The sequence below is a fragment of the Pseudomonas sp. NPDC089407 genome (assembly GCF_044900445.1).
In the GTDB taxonomy this organism is placed as follows: domain Bacteria; phylum Pseudomonadota; class Gammaproteobacteria; order Pseudomonadales; family Pseudomonadaceae; genus Aquipseudomonas.
The window spans coordinates 136583-151584 of record NZ_JBJDNB010000014.1; the positions used below are offsets into that span (position 1 = coordinate 136583).

General features: G+C 63.4%; 14 protein-coding genes and 1 pseudogene. 11 read left to right on the forward strand and 4 right to left on the reverse strand.

Annotated elements, in window-relative coordinates; all coding sequences use genetic code 11:
* The first annotated feature begins 85 nt into the window (after positions 1-85).
* The 6 genes from ACI2KG_RS13380 (at position 86) to ACI2KG_RS13405 (ending at position 7388) form a co-directional block, all read left to right on the forward strand.
* Positions 86-1441, forward strand: coding sequence for a M16 family metallopeptidase (locus tag ACI2KG_RS13380; protein ID WP_404662219.1), 1356 nt, complete (start codon positions 86-88; stop codon positions 1439-1441).
* Entirely contained in the window at positions 1434-2924 is a 1491-nt protein-coding gene (locus tag ACI2KG_RS13385; protein WP_404662220.1) for a M16 family metallopeptidase, read from the forward strand. Before ACI2KG_RS13380 ends, ACI2KG_RS13385 begins: the two co-directional genes overlap by 8 nt.
* Positions 2924-3526 (forward strand): 16S rRNA (guanine(966)-N(2))-methyltransferase RsmD, encoded by a 603-nt coding sequence (gene rsmD, locus ACI2KG_RS13390; RefSeq protein WP_404662221.1) that lies wholly within the window; start codon positions 2924-2926, stop codon positions 3524-3526. The genes ACI2KG_RS13385 and rsmD overlap by 1 nt, the downstream gene beginning before the upstream one ends.
* Positions 3527-3597: 71 nt before the next feature.
* Complete coding sequence (locus tag ACI2KG_RS13395; RefSeq protein WP_404662222.1) at positions 3598-4941, forward strand: M16 family metallopeptidase; 1344 nt, start codon at positions 3598-3600, stop codon at positions 4939-4941.
* Positions 4938-6335 carry a M16 family metallopeptidase gene (locus ACI2KG_RS13400; protein ID WP_404662223.1) on the forward strand — a complete coding sequence of 466 codons (1398 nt, stop codon included), beginning with the start codon at positions 4938-4940 and terminating at the stop codon, positions 6333-6335. Before ACI2KG_RS13395 ends, ACI2KG_RS13400 begins: the two co-directional genes overlap by 4 nt.
* A gap of 60 nt (positions 6336-6395) precedes the next feature.
* Complete coding sequence (locus tag ACI2KG_RS13405) at positions 6396-7388, forward strand: hydrolase (RefSeq protein WP_404662224.1); 993 nt, start codon at positions 6396-6398, stop codon at positions 7386-7388.
* 128 nt (positions 7389-7516) lie between these two features.
* Here the strand turns inward: ACI2KG_RS13405 and ACI2KG_RS13410 are convergent, their stop codons facing one another.
* Both ACI2KG_RS13410 and ACI2KG_RS13415 read right to left on the reverse strand, forming a co-directional pair.
* On the reverse strand, positions 7517-8371 hold the full coding sequence (locus tag ACI2KG_RS13410; RefSeq protein ID WP_404662225.1) for a sulfurtransferase: 855 nt from the start codon (positions 8369-8371) through the stop codon (positions 7517-7519).
* Positions 8372-8406: 35 nt separating this feature from the next.
* Entirely contained in the window at positions 8407-9072 is a 666-nt protein-coding gene (locus ACI2KG_RS13415; protein WP_404662232.1) for a TetR/AcrR family transcriptional regulator, read from the reverse strand.
* A gap of 151 nt (positions 9073-9223) precedes the next feature.
* On the opposite strand from ACI2KG_RS13415, the gene ACI2KG_RS13420 reads away from it, so the two are divergent.
* The 5 genes and pseudogenes from ACI2KG_RS13420 (at position 9224) to ACI2KG_RS13440 (ending at position 12800) form a co-directional block, all read left to right on the forward strand.
* Entirely contained in the window at positions 9224-10654 is a 1431-nt protein-coding gene (locus ACI2KG_RS13420; protein WP_404662226.1) for a coniferyl aldehyde dehydrogenase, read from the forward strand.
* Between the two features lie 9 nt (positions 10655-10663).
* Positions 10664-11098 carry a twin-arginine translocation pathway signal protein gene (locus ACI2KG_RS13425; RefSeq protein WP_404662227.1) on the forward strand — a complete coding sequence of 145 codons (435 nt, stop codon included), beginning with the start codon at positions 10664-10666 and terminating at the stop codon, positions 11096-11098.
* A pseudogene (locus ACI2KG_RS13430) lies at positions 11071-11848 on the forward strand (GMC family oxidoreductase); the annotation flags it as partial. The gene ACI2KG_RS13425 and the pseudogene ACI2KG_RS13430, both read left to right, overlap by 28 nt.
* 112 nt (positions 11849-11960) lie before the next feature.
* Positions 11961-12440, forward strand: coding sequence for a pantetheine-phosphate adenylyltransferase (gene coaD / locus ACI2KG_RS13435; protein WP_016489662.1), 480 nt, complete (start codon positions 11961-11963; stop codon positions 12438-12440).
* A gap of 108 nt (positions 12441-12548) precedes the next feature.
* Positions 12549-12800: a YfhL family 4Fe-4S dicluster ferredoxin gene (locus tag ACI2KG_RS13440; protein ID WP_009683359.1), complete on the forward strand. Its 252-nt coding sequence runs from the start codon at positions 12549-12551 to the stop codon at positions 12798-12800.
* 175 nt (positions 12801-12975) lie between these two features.
* Here ACI2KG_RS13440 and mutM read toward each other — a convergent pair whose 3' ends face one another.
* Together mutM and ACI2KG_RS13450 are read right to left on the reverse strand one after the other, a co-directional pair.
* Positions 12976-13788: a bifunctional DNA-formamidopyrimidine glycosylase/DNA-(apurinic or apyrimidinic site) lyase gene (mutM, locus tag ACI2KG_RS13445; RefSeq protein WP_404662228.1), complete on the reverse strand. Its 813-nt coding sequence runs from the start codon at positions 13786-13788 to the stop codon at positions 12976-12978.
* Between the two features lie 3 nt (positions 13789-13791).
* Positions 13792-14610, reverse strand: a complete 819-nt coding sequence (locus ACI2KG_RS13450) for an HDOD domain-containing protein (protein ID WP_404662233.1) — start codon at positions 14608-14610, stop codon at positions 13792-13794.
* Positions 14611-15002 lie beyond the last annotated feature (392 nt).

The following is a 15002-nucleotide window of genomic DNA, read 5'->3' on the forward strand; positions in this document are numbered from 1 at the left end:
TCGCCAGGCAACCGGATCAGTATCCTAGCACCTCCTGGCCCGTCGACGCTAAACCCAGCGGGCCGCCGAACAGGTTAAACACCGTATGAATGCTCTAGCCCGCCGCGCCGCTGGCCTGTTGCTTGGCACGCTCTGCCTGCCGCTCGCGGCATTCGCCGCCGATGTGCAACCCACCCACGAATTCATCCTCGACAACGGCCTGAAAGTGGTCGTACGCGAGGACCACCGCGCCCCAGTCGCGGTCTCGCAGATCTGGTACAAGGTCGGCTCCAGCTACGAAACCCCGGGCCAGACCGGTTTGTCGCACGCGCTGGAACACATGATGTTCAAGGGCAGTGCCAAGCTCGGCCCCGGCGAGGCCTCCCGCGTGCTGCGTGACCTGGGCGCCGAAGAGAACGCCTTCACCAGCGACGACTACACCGCCTATTACCAGGTGTTGGCCCGCGACCGCCTGCCGGTGGCCCTGGAGCTGGAAGCCGACCGCCTGGCCAGCCTGCGCCTGCCGGCCGACGAATTCAGCAAGGAAATCGAGGTCATCAAGGAGGAGCGCCGCCTGCGCACCGACGACCAGCCCAACTCCAAGGCCTTCGAGCTGTTCCGCGCCATGGCCTACCCGGCCAGCGGCTACCACACTCCGACCATCGGCTGGATGGCCGACCTGGAGCGCATGAAGGTCGAGGAACTGCGCCACTGGTACGAATCCTGGTATGCGCCCAACAACGCTACCCTGGTGGTGGTTGGTGACGTTACCGCAGACGAGGTCAAGGGCCTGGCGCAGAAGTACTTCGGCAGCATCCCCAAGCGCGCCGTGCCGCCGGCCAAGCTGCCGCTGGAGCTGGCTGAACCTGGCCTGCGCCAGCTGACCTTGCATGTGCGTACCCAGCTACCAAGCCTGATCTACGGTTTCAACGTGCCTGGCCTGCCAACAGCCAAAGACCCGCGCACCGTGCATGCCCTGCGCCTGATCTCGGCACTGCTCGACGGTGGCTACAGTGCCCGCATGCCCGCCCGCCTGGAGCGCGGCCAGGAGCTGGTGGCCGGTGCTTCGTCCAGCTACAACGCCTTCACCCGCGGCGACAGCCTGTTCCTGATCTCGGCCACGCCGAACGTGCAGAAACAGAAAACCCTCGCCGACGTCGAGAAAGGTGTGTGGCAGTTGCTGGACGAACTCAAGACCACCCCGCCCAGCGCCGAAGAGCTGGAACGCGTACGCGCCCAGGTCATCGCCGGCCTGGTCTACGACCGCGACTCCATCAGCAGCCAGGCCACCACCATCGGCCAGCTGGAAACCGTCGGCCTGTCCTGGAAGCTGATCGACAGCGAACTGGACGAGCTCAAGCGCGTTACCCCGCAGGACATCCAGAACGCCGCGCGCACCTACTTTACCCGCGAACGCCTGAGCGTTGCCCATGTACTGCCCGAGGAGTCCGCACATGAGTGATCGTCGCGCACCACGCCCAACCTTGCTGGCCACGGGTATTCGCGCCCTGGCCCTGGCGGCAGTGCTGGCCGCACCGGCCATGGCCGACAACGTCGCCAAGGCCGACAGCAGCGCAGCCCGCCCGGCCAACACCCTGCAGTCTCTGGCCGAGCTGGATGGCAAGGCGCCCAGCCGGCGCCAGCTGAACATCCAGCACTGGAACACCGCCGAAGGTGCCCGGGTGCTGTTCGTCGAAGCCCGCGAACTGCCGATGTTCGACCTGCGCGTCACCTTCGCCGCCGGCAGCAGCCAGGACGGCGGCACGCCCGGCCTGGCGGCGCTGACCAACGCCATGCTCAATGAAGGCGTGGTCGGCAAGGACGTGACTGCCATCGCCGAAGGCTTCGAAGGCCTGGGCGCAGACTTTGGCAACGGTTCCTACCGCGACATGGCCGTGGCCTCGCTGCGCAGCCTCAGTGCCAAAGACAAGCGCGAGCCGGCGCTCAAGCTGTTCACCGAGGTGGCCGGCAAGCCGAGCTTCCCCGAAGACGCCCTCAAGCGCATCAAGAACCAGATGCTGGCCGGCTTCGAGTACGAGAAGCAGAACCCCGGCAAGATCGCCGGCAAGGCGCTGTTCGCCAACCTCTACGGCGCGCACCCCTACGCCCACCCGAGCGACGGCACCGCAGAAAGCATCAACGGCATCGGCCTGGCGCAGCTACGTGCCTTCCACGCCAGGGCCTACACTGGTGGCAACGCGGTGATCGCCCTGGTCGGCGACCTCAGCCGCGCCGAAGCCGAAGCCATTGCCGCCCAGGTGTCTGCCGGCCTGCCCAAAGGCCCGGCACTGCCCGCACCGGCCCAGCCCGCCGACGCCAAGGCCGGCCTGACCCACATCGACTTCCCGTCCAAGCAGACCCACCTGATGCTGGCCGAACTGGGCATCGACCGCCAGGACCCGGACTGGCCGGCCCTCTCGCTGGGAAACCAGATCCTCGGCGGTGGCGCCTTCGGTACCCGGCTTATGAGCGAGGTGCGTGAAAAACGCGGCCTGACCTACGGCGTGTATTCGGTGTTCAGCCCGATGCAGGTACGCGGCCCGTTCATGATCAACCTGCAAACCCGTGCCGAGCTCAGCGAAGGCACGCTCAAGCTGGTGCAGGGCATTCTTGCCGACTACCTCAAGACCGGCCCCACCCAGCAAGAGCTGGACGACGCCAAGCGCGAACTAGCCGGCAGCTTCCCGCTGTCCAATGCCAGCAACGCCAGCATCGTCGGCCAGCTGGGCGCCATCGGCTTTTACAACCTGCCGCTGACCTGGCTGGAGGACTTCATGCAGCAGTCCCAGGCGCTGACCGTCGAGCAGGTCAAGGCAGCCATGAACAAACACCTGTCAGCCGATAAACTGGTGATCGTCACCGTTGGCCCGAAAGTGCCACAGAAACCGCTGCCAGCACCCACTGACAAGCCCTCCGAGCAGCCGCTCGGGGTACCGGAGCACTAATGCCAAGATCCACCCCTCCCGCCCGCCCGCAAGCGGGCCAAAGCAAGGGCCAGGGCCACCTGCGCATCATCGCCGGCGAGTGGCGCAGCCGCCGCCTGGCGGTACCCGAAGGCGAAGGCCTGCGGCCAACGCCTGACCGCGTGCGCGAAACCGTCTTCAACTGGCTGGCGCCCTACATCGAAGGTGCCCGCGTGCTGGACGCCTTCACCGGCAGCGGTGCCCTGGTGCTCGAAGCCCTGTCCCGCGGGGCCAAAGACGCCGTGGCGCTGGACAGCAACCCGGCAGCAATCGCCAACCTGAAGAACAACCTCGAGATCCTGCGTTGCCCGCGCGGGCAGATCCTGCAAACCGACGCCCTGCGTTACCTGCAGGGTCCGGCCAAGCAGCAGTTCGACGTAGTGTTCCTCGACCCACCGTTCCACCAGGACCTGCTGGCCAACACCTGCAACCTGCTTGAGCAAAACCAGTGGCTGAGCGAGCAAGCCTGGATCTACACCGAAAGCGAGGCAGCGCCGTCGACCTTGCAACTGCCCGGTAACTGGCGCCTGCATCGGGAGAAAAAAACCGGGCAAGTGCATTACGCGCTCTGGCAGCGGGGCTAATTATCTAGCGCAGGCCGGCCCATTCATTCGCTGAAGCTGTTCTGGTTCAAACCAACCGGAGCACTTCAGCGATGAGTTTGCCTTCACCTCTGCCACTCGAACTCGACATGGTTTCTGCGGGGCTCGAAGCCCTTGCATGTGCCGCCCCCACACCGCTGCACCATTTCACCCTGGAAAACGGCTTGTCCGTTTACCTGCGGGAAGATCACCATACCTCGCTGGCCGCAGTCCAACTCTGGTATCACGTGGGCTCCAGTGATGAACCCGCCGGCCATTCCAACCTGTCACACCTTCTGGAGCATTTGATCTTCGAAGGCAGCAGCAAGCTCGCGGCTGGCCAATATTCTCGAGTGATCGCGCGTATCGGTGGCAACGCCAATGCCAGTACATACCCAGACGCCACTTCATACGAAATCTCGCTACCAGTCTCCCGCCTGCCAATCGCACTGGAAATCATGGCCGACGCCATGAATAGCGCGACCTTTGCTCAGCCCGAAATGGACCAGGGAATCAAGGCGGTCAAGGACGAACGCCGGCTCAAGTTAGAAAGCCAACCGGACCAACTAGCCTTTGTTCGGCATAACGCTCTGGCGCACGGTAGCAGCCGCTATGCTGACCCAGCGTTCGGCTACCCGGAAGACCTTGACAACATCAAGCTGGAGACTCTGCGCATCTGGTATAGCACATGGTACAAGCCAAACAATGCCACCCTCGTGATTGTCGGCAGCATGGACGTACTGACACTTCGGCAACAGGTAACACAATACTTCGCAAGCTTGTCCAAGGCACGAATCGCAGCCCGGCCGGTTCCGCGACACAACACGCCACTACAGGCGCGCAGCCACACCGTGAGCCTTACCGGGTTAAGGCACGGAATCTTCATGTCTTTCAACGTTCCAGGCAAAGCTACAGCCCCAGACATGACAACGGCGCCAACCCTGGAGCTGCTCTGCGAACTGCTCGGCGAAGGTTCCAGTTCCAGACTGTATAGCGATCTGGTACGGGACAAACGCATTCTCACGGGCGTCAGGGTGACGTATGACCCGTTGGTTCGGGGCGACACGCTGCTAACGATTTCAGCTTATGTGAACACCACCAACGCCACGCCGGAAGAGGCTGCGGAGGCCGTTTACCGACATGTAGACGAGTTGCGCAATACGGAACTTCCAGCAGAGGAGCTTCAGCCTGTGAAGCTGCGCATGCTCGCGAGGCGGCTATTCGATCGCGAAAAGCTTGATTCGCAGGCAGAGCAAATTGGCGCCGCCGCCGCCGCCGGCCTACCAGCCTCGGTTATTGACCAGGACACCTCCACCATCCGCCATCTTAAGAGCGCGAAGGTGCAACAAGTGGCGTTGGATTATCTGGGACGCGAACGGCTGACCATCACTTACCTGCAGCCAGGAGCGCCAGCATGAACCACAACCACTCCCTCACCGCCCGGCCCCTGCTGTGCGATGGCCCTACCACCGACACCTCCCTCACCGCCATGGCCAACTTGCAATCGGCACAAGATATCGAGCTTGCTCAGATCCCGCCCGTGCAAGCCGCCCCGGAACGGTGGCAAACCGCTGAAGGCGCGAAAGTCAGCTTCATTGAAACCCATGGCCGTCCAATGTTCGACCTGGCACTGCGCTTTCGCGCGGGCAGCGTCCTCGATGGCACCAGTCCAGGGCTTGCTGCGCTTGTACTGTCTAGTCTGGATCAAGGAACCGAGCAGCTCGATGCAGCGCAGTTTGCGGCGCAGATGGCGGGTTATAGTGCAATCCTGAGCAGAAAAATCAGCGATGACAGTGCTGTCATCACACTACGCTGCCTGAGCCTGCCCACGTTACGTGCCAGCGCCATGCAGTTACTCACGGACATGCTGGCTCGGCCTGCCTTGCGTAAAGCTGACATCGGAAAAGTCCGCAAGCGCATGGCGTTCAACCGCTCCAATCCAGACATCCCTTCGATACAGCTAGCAAAAACGACAACCGCCCATGTCTTCAACGGGCACCCGTATGCATCCAGCCCCACCAAGGACACTATCAACAGCATCAGCGACGAGCAGATAAGGGCTTTCCACCAACAAACCTACTCGGCCAATAACCTCGATATCGGCCTGGTGGGAAACCTTACCCGCGAAGAAGCAGAGCAACTAACCAACGACCTCGCCCAGGCCTTACCGCAAGGACAGGCTTCACCAGCCCCGCCACCAGCCCCCGAATATCAGCACCTTGTACGGCACCTGGAAGCCGATTGGAGCGCGACCCAGGCAATGCTGATCGTTGCGTCCAGGGTGACACCACGTGATCCGGTGTTCCCTGCATTGACATTGCTCAGCGTGATCCTCGGCGGTACCTACGAATCACGACTGACGCAAGAGCTTCGTACCCTGCGAAAACTGACCTACGCCATCCATTCCTCCCTGAAGCCACTTGATGCCGCGAGCGTGTTAGAAATTCGCTGGGATACCGAGCCACAATACAGAGATGCGGCAGGTGCTCTGGTGTCGGGCCTACTGGCGTGCCTTCGCGAGCGCGGCCCCAGCCAGGCGGAATTCGACATGGCGGTGAACCAGATAGCAGGCGGACTGCATCACTATCTGGCAAACAACGCGAAACTGGCGGAAGCGCTGGCGATACACAGTCATCAAGGGTTACCGGCAGACCACCTTGCCACGTTCCTTGAGAAGCTAGGGGCACTCACCCCTGCGGACCTGCGAAAAGCCGCGCAGGAATGGTTGAGCCCTGACGCGGAGGTTTTCGTCACACTCGGCCCGGCTACAACGCAATTGCCGCTGCCTGTAACGCCGCCGGTCGACCAATAGCGCAAGTACAGTGGCGCTGTTTCATGGCACTCTAGGCAAGCACATCACGAGTCGTCCAGCATGCCCAGCCCCAGCGCCACATTCCGCCCGGCCATCGGCCTGTCCAACCCCCACCTGCAAACCCTGTGGGGGCCACTGTGGCGCAAGTTGCCCGAACTGCAACGCAACCGCGAACGGTTGTGGCTGACCGATGGCGATTTCATAGACCTGGACTGGCACGGCCCGCACCAGTCGCATGCACCGTTGGTGCTTGTACTGCACGGGCTGACCGGTTCCTCCCACTCGCCCTACGTCAAAGGCTTGCAGCAAGCGCTGCAGGGCCGCGGCTGGGCCAGCGTGGCGGTGAACTGGCGCGGTTGCTCGGGCGAGCCCAACCTGCTGCCACGCAGCTACCATTCCGGCGCCAGCGAAGACCTGGCCGAAATCGTTAGCCATCTGCGCGCCCAGCGCCCGCTGGCGCCGTTGTATGCGGTCGGTTATTCACTCGGTGGCAATGTGCTGCTGAAATACCTGGGCGAAAGCGGCGTCGCCAGCCAGCTGGAGGCAGCGGTCGCGGTCTCGGTGCCGTTTCGCCTGGACCACTGTGCCGACCGCATCGGTCAGGGCTTCTCCAAGGTGTACCAGGCGCATTTCATGCGCGAAATGCTGGCGTATGTGCAGCTCAAGCAGCGGCACTTCCACGCCCAAGGCCAGCATGAACGGCTGGCTGAACTCGAACGCCTGGGGCAGCTGACAAACCTGCGCACATTCTGGGACTTCGACGGCAAGGTGACCGCGCCGCTGAATGGCTTTCGCGACGTGCACGACTACTATCGCCGCTCATCGAGCCATTTCTTCCTCGGCCAGAACCGCACGCCGACGCTGATCATCCACTCCAGCGATGACCCGTTCGTGTCCGGCCATAGCCTGCCCACGGCGCGCGAACTGGCGTCGCAGACCCGCTTCGAGCTGCACAGCCGGGGCGGCCATGTGGGCTTTGTCGACGGCAGCCTGCGCAACCCGGGGTATTACCTGGAGCGGCGCATTCCGCAGTGGTTGGTGGAGGGCCAATAAGACACACCATTCTCATTGGTAATACTGGCCTCATCGCCGGCAAGCCAGCTCCCACAGGTACTTCACTGGCCTGACAAGCAGTGGTGTACCTGTGGGAGCTGGCTTGCCGGCGATGAGGCCGGGCCTGCTTATTCGCCCCTCGCTACACCATGCGCGGGGTTGTTGATCCACTCACTCCAGGACCCGGCATACAGCTTGCCCAGCGGGTACCCCGCCAGCGCCAGCGCAAACAGGTTATGGCAAGCCGTCACCCCAGACCCGCAATACGACACCAGTTGCTCCGGCGCCCGCCCGGCCAGCTTTTCAGCAAAGTGCTGTTTGAGTTGTTCAGCCGGCAAAAAGCGCCCGTCAGCCCCCAGGTTGTCGGTAAACGCCGCGCACTGGGCCCCGGGAATATGCCCGGCCACCGGGTCGATCGGCTCCACTTCACCGCGAAAACGCGGCAAAGCTCGCGCATCGATCAGGGTCAGGTCAACACTCCCCAGGCGCTTGCCCAGGTGCTCGGCATCGATCAGCAGCCTGGCGTCCGGCTCACCGTCGAAGGTGCCCTCGCGCCTGGCTGGCGGGTCCAGGCTCAAAGGCAGGTGAGCCGCGTGCCAGGCCTTCAGGCCACCGTCAAGAATCGCCACACCGCTGCGCTTGCCCAACCATACCAGCAGCCACCAGGCGCGGGCGGCAAAGGCGCCGGGGCCGTCGTCGTACAGCACTACTTCGCTGTCCTTGTCCAAGCCCCATTCACGCAGGCGCTCGACCAGCCGCTGCGCATCGGGCAACGGATGGCGCCCGGTACGGCCCTTGCTCACCGGCCCGCTGAGGTCGCGGTCCAGGTCAGCAAAATGCGCCCCGGCTATATGCCCCTGGGCATAGCTGCGCTGGCCATAGTCCACATCCTCGAGGGCAAAGCGGCAGTCGAGGATCACCAACTTGGGCGAGCCCAGACGCTCGGCCAACTGCTGCGGGGTGATCAATTGCGCAAGGGGCATGACAATCTCCTGATCGATGGCACTCGAACCCTGGGCTACTGCTCCAGGGCCTGGTTGAACGGTACATGGAATTCCTGGCACAGCGCGTCCACGGCTTGGCGGGCGTTGTCGGTGACAAAACCGAGCTCCAGCACCAGCACCTGATAGACGCCACGCTTGAAGGCTTCTTCACCCAGGTGCGCGGAATGCTCACGCGTGGTGCTGAGAAAACGCACCCACGAGGTCAGCACGATCCAGGCATTGATGGTCAGCGATTCGATCTGCGCCGGTGCCATGGCCAGGATGCCAGCCTCGACAAAACCGCGGTAGATCGCCTGGCCCTGGCGCAAGCAACGCTCGGAAAAACGCCGGTAACGGGCGGCAAGCTCTGCATCACTGTCCAGCAGGTGCTCCAGGTCGCGGTGCAAGAAGCGGTAGTTCCACATCGCCGCCAGCAAGGCCTTGAGGTAGAAGCGCTTGTCTTCCACGGTCGCGGCGCGGCCTTGCGGCGGGCGCAGGAAGCTGTCCACCAGTGCTTCGTACTGGCTGAACAACAACGCGATGATCGCCTGCTTGTTGGGGAAGTGGTAATACAGGTTGCCGGGCGAGATTTCCATGTGCGCGGCAATGTGGTTGGTACTGACGCTGCGTTCGCCCTGCTGGTTGAACAGCTCCAGGCTGTTCTGCACGATGCGCTCTCGGGTCTTCATCCGCGGGGCCATGCTCAGCTCCCAGTCTGCGGGCTTTCGATAAAGGTTCATCTTACGGTGATTCACGCCACCGATGCACCGTTGTCTTGCATGAAAATAGTCGCACGATGGTACCTATTAGAGTATAGGCTCTAGAGACTTCAAGCCCCGCCGGGAGACCGCCGTGACCTCGCCCTTCACTTTGCCTCCTATGCATTCCGACACCGACCTTGAAGCCCCGTTCGCCGTCCAGCGCCAAGCCTTCGCCGGCAACCCCATGCCGCCCGCTGCCCAGCGCCGGCAGTGGTTGAAAAGCCTGCGCGAGGCACTTCTGGCAAACCAGCAGCAACTCATAGAAGCCATCGATACCGACTTCGGCGGGCGCAGTGCCGATGAGACCTTGCTTGCCGAGCTATTGCCATCAGTGCAAGGGATCCGCCATGCCGAACGCCACCTGCAGCGCTGGATGCGCCCGGCCAGGCGGGCCGTGAGCATGGCGTTCCAGCCAGCCAGCGCGCGGGTGCTGTACCAGCCATTGGGGGTAGTCGGCATCATCGTGCCGTGGAACTATCCGCTGTTCCTCGCCATCGGCCCGCTGACCTGTGCCCTGGCTGCCGGTAACCGGGTCATGCTCAAGCTCAGCGAGGCGACACCGGCCAGTGGCCTGGCCCTGAAAAGGCTGCTGCAACAGGTCTTCCCCGAAGACCTGGTCAGCGTGGTGTTGGGTGAGGTCGAGGTTGGCCAGGCCTTCGCTCGCTTGCCTTTCGATCACTTGCTATTCACCGGCGCCACCAGCATCGGCCGCCAGGTCATGCTGGCGGCCGCGCAAAACCTGACCCCGGTGACCCTTGAGCTGGGTGGCAAGTCTCCGGCCATCGTCTCGGCCAAGGTGCCACTGGCCGCCGCCGCCGAGCGCATTGCCTTCGGCAAGATGCTCAACGCCGGCCAGACCTGCGTCGCCCCCGACTACGTGCTGGTGCCGCGTGAGCGCCTGAACGACTTCGCCGATACCTACCGCAACGTCGTGCGGCGCCTGTACCCACGCATCGCCGACAACCCCGACTACAGTGCCATCATCAACCCTCGGCAACTCAAGCGCCTGGAGCAGTTGCTGGAGGACGCCCGCAGCAAGGGCGCGCAAGTGATCGACCTGTACCCCGCCGAAGCCCGTCGGGGCCGGCGCCTGCCACCGCACCTGCTGACCAAGGTGAACGACAGCATGCAGGTGATGCAGGACGAAATCTTTGGCCCGCTGCTGCCGCTGGTGCCTTACGACAGCCTCGATGACGCGCTGGCCTACATCAACCAGCGCCCACGGCCGTTGGCGCTGTACTACTTCGGCTACGACCGCAGCGAACAGCAACATGTGCTGCAATTCAGCCATTCCGGCGGCGTGTGCCTGAACGACACCTTGCTGCATGTGGCTCAGGACGACCTGCCATTCGGCGGCATCGGGCCTTCGGGCATGGGGCACTACCATGGCCATGAAGGCTTCCTGACCTTCAGCAAGGCCAAGGCGGTACTGGCCAAGCAACGCTTCAACGCCGCCCGGCTTATCTACCCGCCTTATGGCAAAGCCTTGCAGCGCCTGGTCTACAAACTGTTTATCCGCTGAGGGCCGGGCATGCACCGCCGCGATCTGTTGCGCTTCAGCGTTGGCGCCAGCGCCTTTCTGGCGGGCGCCAGCCTGGTCGGCTGCAGCGCGCAAAGTCCGGCGCCTGGCTTCCAGACACTGCGTGCCGACGACTTGCCACTGCTGCGTGCGCTGTTCCCGGTGGTACTGGCCGGCACCCAGGCCACCGAAACGCTGGTGCTGCACAGCCTTGATCGAAAGCTGGCGGCGCTGTCGCCAGAAATGCTCAAACTCACCCGCCAGCTGTTCGACGTACTCAGCCTGCCGCTGACCCGCGGCCCGTTGACCGGTGTCTGGGGCGCCTGGGCGCAAGCCGGGCCCGCGCAGGTCACGGCATTCCTTCAGCGATGGCAGGACAGTTCGCTGAACCTGCTGCGCATGGGCCACGCCTCGCTGCTGCACCGGCCCATAGCGTGGCCGGCTTGAGCGAAGTTGAACTGCACCCCTGGTTTGAACGCATGGAGCAGGAACTGGGCATTGCGCCCTGGGCCATGCCACCGAATGCCAACAACGACGTATTGCGCCGTGGCTGCGAACAGTTGGGCTACCGCTGGGCGGTAATTCCGCGCAACGTGCGTGGCTGCTGGAACCTGGGTTACTGCGGCATGGGCTGCCCGGTGAATGCCAAGCAATCGATGCTGGTAACGCGCATTCCCGCCACCCTCGAACAAGGCGGCGAACTGCTGTACCTGGCCCGCGCCGAGCGTTTCACGCACGATGGCGAGCGTATTCAGGGCCTGACCTGCCAGGCCCTGGATGCCCAGGGCATCTACCCGACGGGCCGGCATATCGGCGTGCGCGCTCGCCACTACGTCCTGGCCGGTGGCGGTATCAACAGCCCAGCCCTGCTGCTGCGCTCCAAGGCCCCCGACCCACAGCGATGCCAGCGCTGCTTCCAGCCTGGCGCAAGCCCTGAGCATGATCGACCGCCTGCCCCTGGAGCCGTTTCGCACGCGCCTGGGCAGCGCCCACGTGATGGGCGGCTGTGCAATGAGCGAAGACCCGCGTCAGGCGGTGTGCGACAGCCTGGGCCGCCATCACCAGCTTGCAAACCTGTCGGTTCACGACGGTTCGCTATTCCCCACCAGCATCGGCGCCAACCCGCAATTGTCGGTGTATGCCATCAGCGCCAGGCTCAGCGAAGCACTGGTCGCCCGCCTGGCACACAGCGCATGACAACGAATACGCGCCCTGTCTATAGTGCCATCAGCCGGCCGCATGACTTGGCCGGGGCGCCGTCGCTGCGCTACCATCCGACTCCCCAACGCACTCCAGCCAGGATGACGCGATGAACCGAGTGTTGTACCCGGGTACTTTCGACCCCATTACCAAAGGCCATGGCGACTTGGTCGAGCGCGCTTCGCGCCTGTTTGACCACGTGATCATCGCGGTGGCGGCCAGCCCGAAGAAAAACCCACTGTTCCCGCTGGAACAACGGGTAGCGCTGGCCCGTGAGGTCACCAAGCACCTGCCCAATGTCGAAGTCATCGGCTTCTCTTCGCTGTTGGCGCATTTTGCCAAGGAACAGGGCGCCAATGTGTTCCTGCGCGGCCTGCGTGCGGTGTCCGACTTCGAATACGAGTTCCAGCTGGCGAACATGAACCGGCAACTGGCCCCTGATGTCGAGAGCCTGTTCCTCACGCCATCGGAGCGTTATTCGTTCATTTCCTCGACGTTGGTCCGGGAAATTGCCGCATTGGGCGGTGATATCAGCAAGTTCGTCCACCCGGTGGTGGCCGAGGCGCTGACCGAACGCTTCAAGAAGTAACCTGTAGCGCCTGATCATCGCGCCCGCGTGCACTGCGGGCGCGAATGCGGCACAATTGTGCCCATTGCGTTGAACATGCCCGGGCGAAGCGCCCCGGCCGGAGTCCCCATGTCCCTGATCATCACCGACGATTGCATCAACTGCGACGTCTGCGAACCCGAGTGCCCGAACGAGGCCATCTCCCAAGGCGAAGAGATCTACGTGATCGACCCTAACCTGTGCACCCAGTGCGTGGGCCACTACGACGAGCCGCAGTGCCAGCAGGTCTGCCCGGTCGACTGCATCCCGCTGGATGAAGCGCACCCGGAAACCGAAGAACAGCTGATGGCCAAGTACCGCCGGATTACCGGCAAGGCCTGAACCCACAGGCCTGCACGGTCCCTGTAGGAGCGGCCTTGTGTCGCGATGGGCCGCGCAGCGGCCCTGGCGATTTCTGCGGCTAAGCTGAAATTTTGGGGGTGCTTCGCACCCCATCCGACCGGTCCGGCGCCCCGGCAAGGCCGCGCCTACAGGGGGCAGCAATCCCCTGTAGGCTTCAGCGCTGGCACCGCGGGCAGAACACACTCGCCCGCTGCCCCAGCTTCACCTCGCGCAACTCCGTGCCACACACCTTGCACGGCTGCCCGCCCCGCCCGTAGACAAACAATTCCTGCTGGAAGTACCCCGGCTGCCCGTCGCCACCGATAAAGTCGCGCAGGGTAGTACCACCCTGCTCGATCGCCGCCGCCAGCACCCGCTTGATCTCGATCGCCAGCTTCAGGTAACGCGCCCGGGAAATCCCGCCCGCCGCCCGGCGTGGGTCGATTCCTGCGGCAAACAGCGCCTCGGTGGCGTAGATGTTGCCTACCCCCACCACCACCGCGTTGTCCATGATGAACGGCTTGACCGCCATCGACCGCCCACGCGACAACTGGAACAGCCGCTCACCGTCGAACAGGTCGGTCAGTGGCTCCGGCCCCAGGCGCAGCAGCAGTTCATGGTTCAACGGGTCCAGGCTCCACAGCATGGCGCCAAAGCGGCGTGGGTCGGTGTAGCGCAGCATCATCCCCGACTCCAGCTCGATGTCGACATGTTCATGCTTGGCCGCCGGCATGCCCCGTTCGACCAGCCGCAGGTTGCCCGACATGCCCAAGTGGCTGATCAGGGTGCCGACTTCGGCATTGATCAACAGGTATTTGGCGCGCCGCTCGACAGTGATGATGCGTTGCCCCGACAGGCGCACATCGAGGTCTTCGGGGATCGGCCAGCGCAGGCGCCGGTCACGCACCACCACGCGGCTGACGCGCTGACCCTCCAGGTGCGGCGCGATACCGCGCCGGGTGGTTTCTACTTCGGGTAGTTCCGGCATGTGTCAGTGCCCGCCCAGCTCGCGAATGTTCTGCTTGAGGTTTTCGAAATCGTATTCCGACAAACCAATGTAATCGAGCACCAGCGGGCCGACCACGCTCCATTCGTGGTCGACTGTCTGGTTACCCAGCACCCGGTAGGACGCGCAGATGTGCTCGGCCATTTTCAGCACTGCCAGCAGGTTTTTCAGCTGGCTCTGGGTATTGCGGCAGCTCTCGTCGCGGAACACCGCCAGGGCATTGTGGTGGTTGGCGATGGCCGCAGTGAGGTGCTCCGGCAGGCGCCAGGACTTGGCGGTGAAGTAGCCGACCACCGAATGGTTGGTGTTGAAGGCGCGGTTTTCGGTATCGACCACCCGCGTTTTCCCATCGGCCTTGGCATAGGCTTCTTCCAGCACATCCATGTAATTGGGGAAGCGCTTGAGCATCAGCGGCACGCCACAGTCGTGGAACAGGCCGAGGGTATAGGCCTCGTCTGCAGGCTGGATGCCGGTACGCTTGGCCAGGGTCAGGCAGGTCATCGCCACATCCTGGGCGGTGTCCCAGAAGCGGTTGAGGGTAACGATGGTCTCGTCGCTCATCTCGCCCTTGATCGACTGGGCGTTGATCAGGTTGATGATCGAACGGCTGCCCAGCAGGTTCACTGCGCGCTGGATCGAGCCGATCTTGTTGGACAGGCCGAACTGCGCCGAGTTGACCAGCTTGAGCAAGGCACCGGAGAGGCCCGGGTCCTGGGAAATCAGCTTGGCGATGGTTTCCAGGTCAGGGTCGGGCATGTACTGCTCGAACTGCAGGTCGACCATGATCTGCGGTTGCGGCGGGATAGTGATGCCTTGCAAGGCTTGCTGGATCTGTTCGGCGCTGAGTTCTTGGGACATACGTGCACACTCGTTTAGGACTGGCGATTTTAACCCTCTGGGGCTCGCCTTGACAGGTGTAGTGGCAGGGAGATCGAGCGCCGCCCGCGCGGCGCTTCGCGGGGCAAGCCCGCTCCCACATCTGTTTCGGGCCAATATCGCCTGCGCCATCGCGCGCGACCGCCTTGTTTGTTCAACGCGATATCAAGGTGGACGCCAAGGGGCCGCGCGCGCATGCCTCAGAAGAAACTGGCCCGAAACAGATGGACTGCCCCCCAAAAGTTGGACAGTTTTAAGCTGCTGCCTGGGTCCTGTACTCGACAGGGCTCAGGCCATTGAGCCTCAGCTTGATGCGGTCA

Excerpts from the sequence above, each read along its gene's own strand:
- ACI2KG_RS13385 (WP_404662220.1), top strand. The coding sequence starts at position 1,434 with ATGAGTGATCGTCGCGCACCACGCCCAACCTTGCTGGCCACGGGTATT.
- ACI2KG_RS13425 (WP_404662227.1), top strand. The coding sequence starts at position 10,664 with ATGCACCGCCGCGATCTGTTGCGCTTCAGCGTTGGCGCCAGCGCCTTT.
- ACI2KG_RS13415 (WP_404662232.1), bottom strand. The coding sequence starts at position 9,072 with ATGGCCCCGCGGATGAAGACCCGAGAGCGCATCGTGCAGAACAGCCTG.
- ACI2KG_RS13400 (WP_404662223.1), top strand. The coding sequence starts at position 4,938 with ATGAACCACAACCACTCCCTCACCGCCCGGCCCCTGCTGTGCGATGGC.
- coaD (WP_016489662.1), top strand. The coding sequence starts at position 11,961 with ATGAACCGAGTGTTGTACCCGGGTACTTTCGACCCCATTACCAAAGGC.
- ACI2KG_RS13410 (WP_404662225.1), bottom strand. The coding sequence starts at position 8,371 with ATGCCCCTTGCGCAATTGATCACCCCGCAGCAGTTGGCCGAGCGTCTG.
- ACI2KG_RS13395 (WP_404662222.1), top strand. The coding sequence starts at position 3,598 with ATGAGTTTGCCTTCACCTCTGCCACTCGAACTCGACATGGTTTCTGCG.
- ACI2KG_RS13440 (WP_009683359.1), top strand. The coding sequence starts at position 12,549 with ATGTCCCTGATCATCACCGACGATTGCATCAACTGCGACGTCTGCGAA.
- ACI2KG_RS13380 (WP_404662219.1), top strand. The coding sequence starts at position 86 with ATGAATGCTCTAGCCCGCCGCGCCGCTGGCCTGTTGCTTGGCACGCTC.
- mutM (WP_404662228.1), bottom strand. The coding sequence starts at position 13,788 with ATGCCGGAACTACCCGAAGTAGAAACCACCCGGCGCGGTATCGCGCCG.
- rsmD (WP_404662221.1), top strand. The coding sequence starts at position 2,924 with ATGCCAAGATCCACCCCTCCCGCCCGCCCGCAAGCGGGCCAAAGCAAG.
- ACI2KG_RS13405 (WP_404662224.1), top strand. The coding sequence starts at position 6,396 with ATGCCCAGCCCCAGCGCCACATTCCGCCCGGCCATCGGCCTGTCCAAC.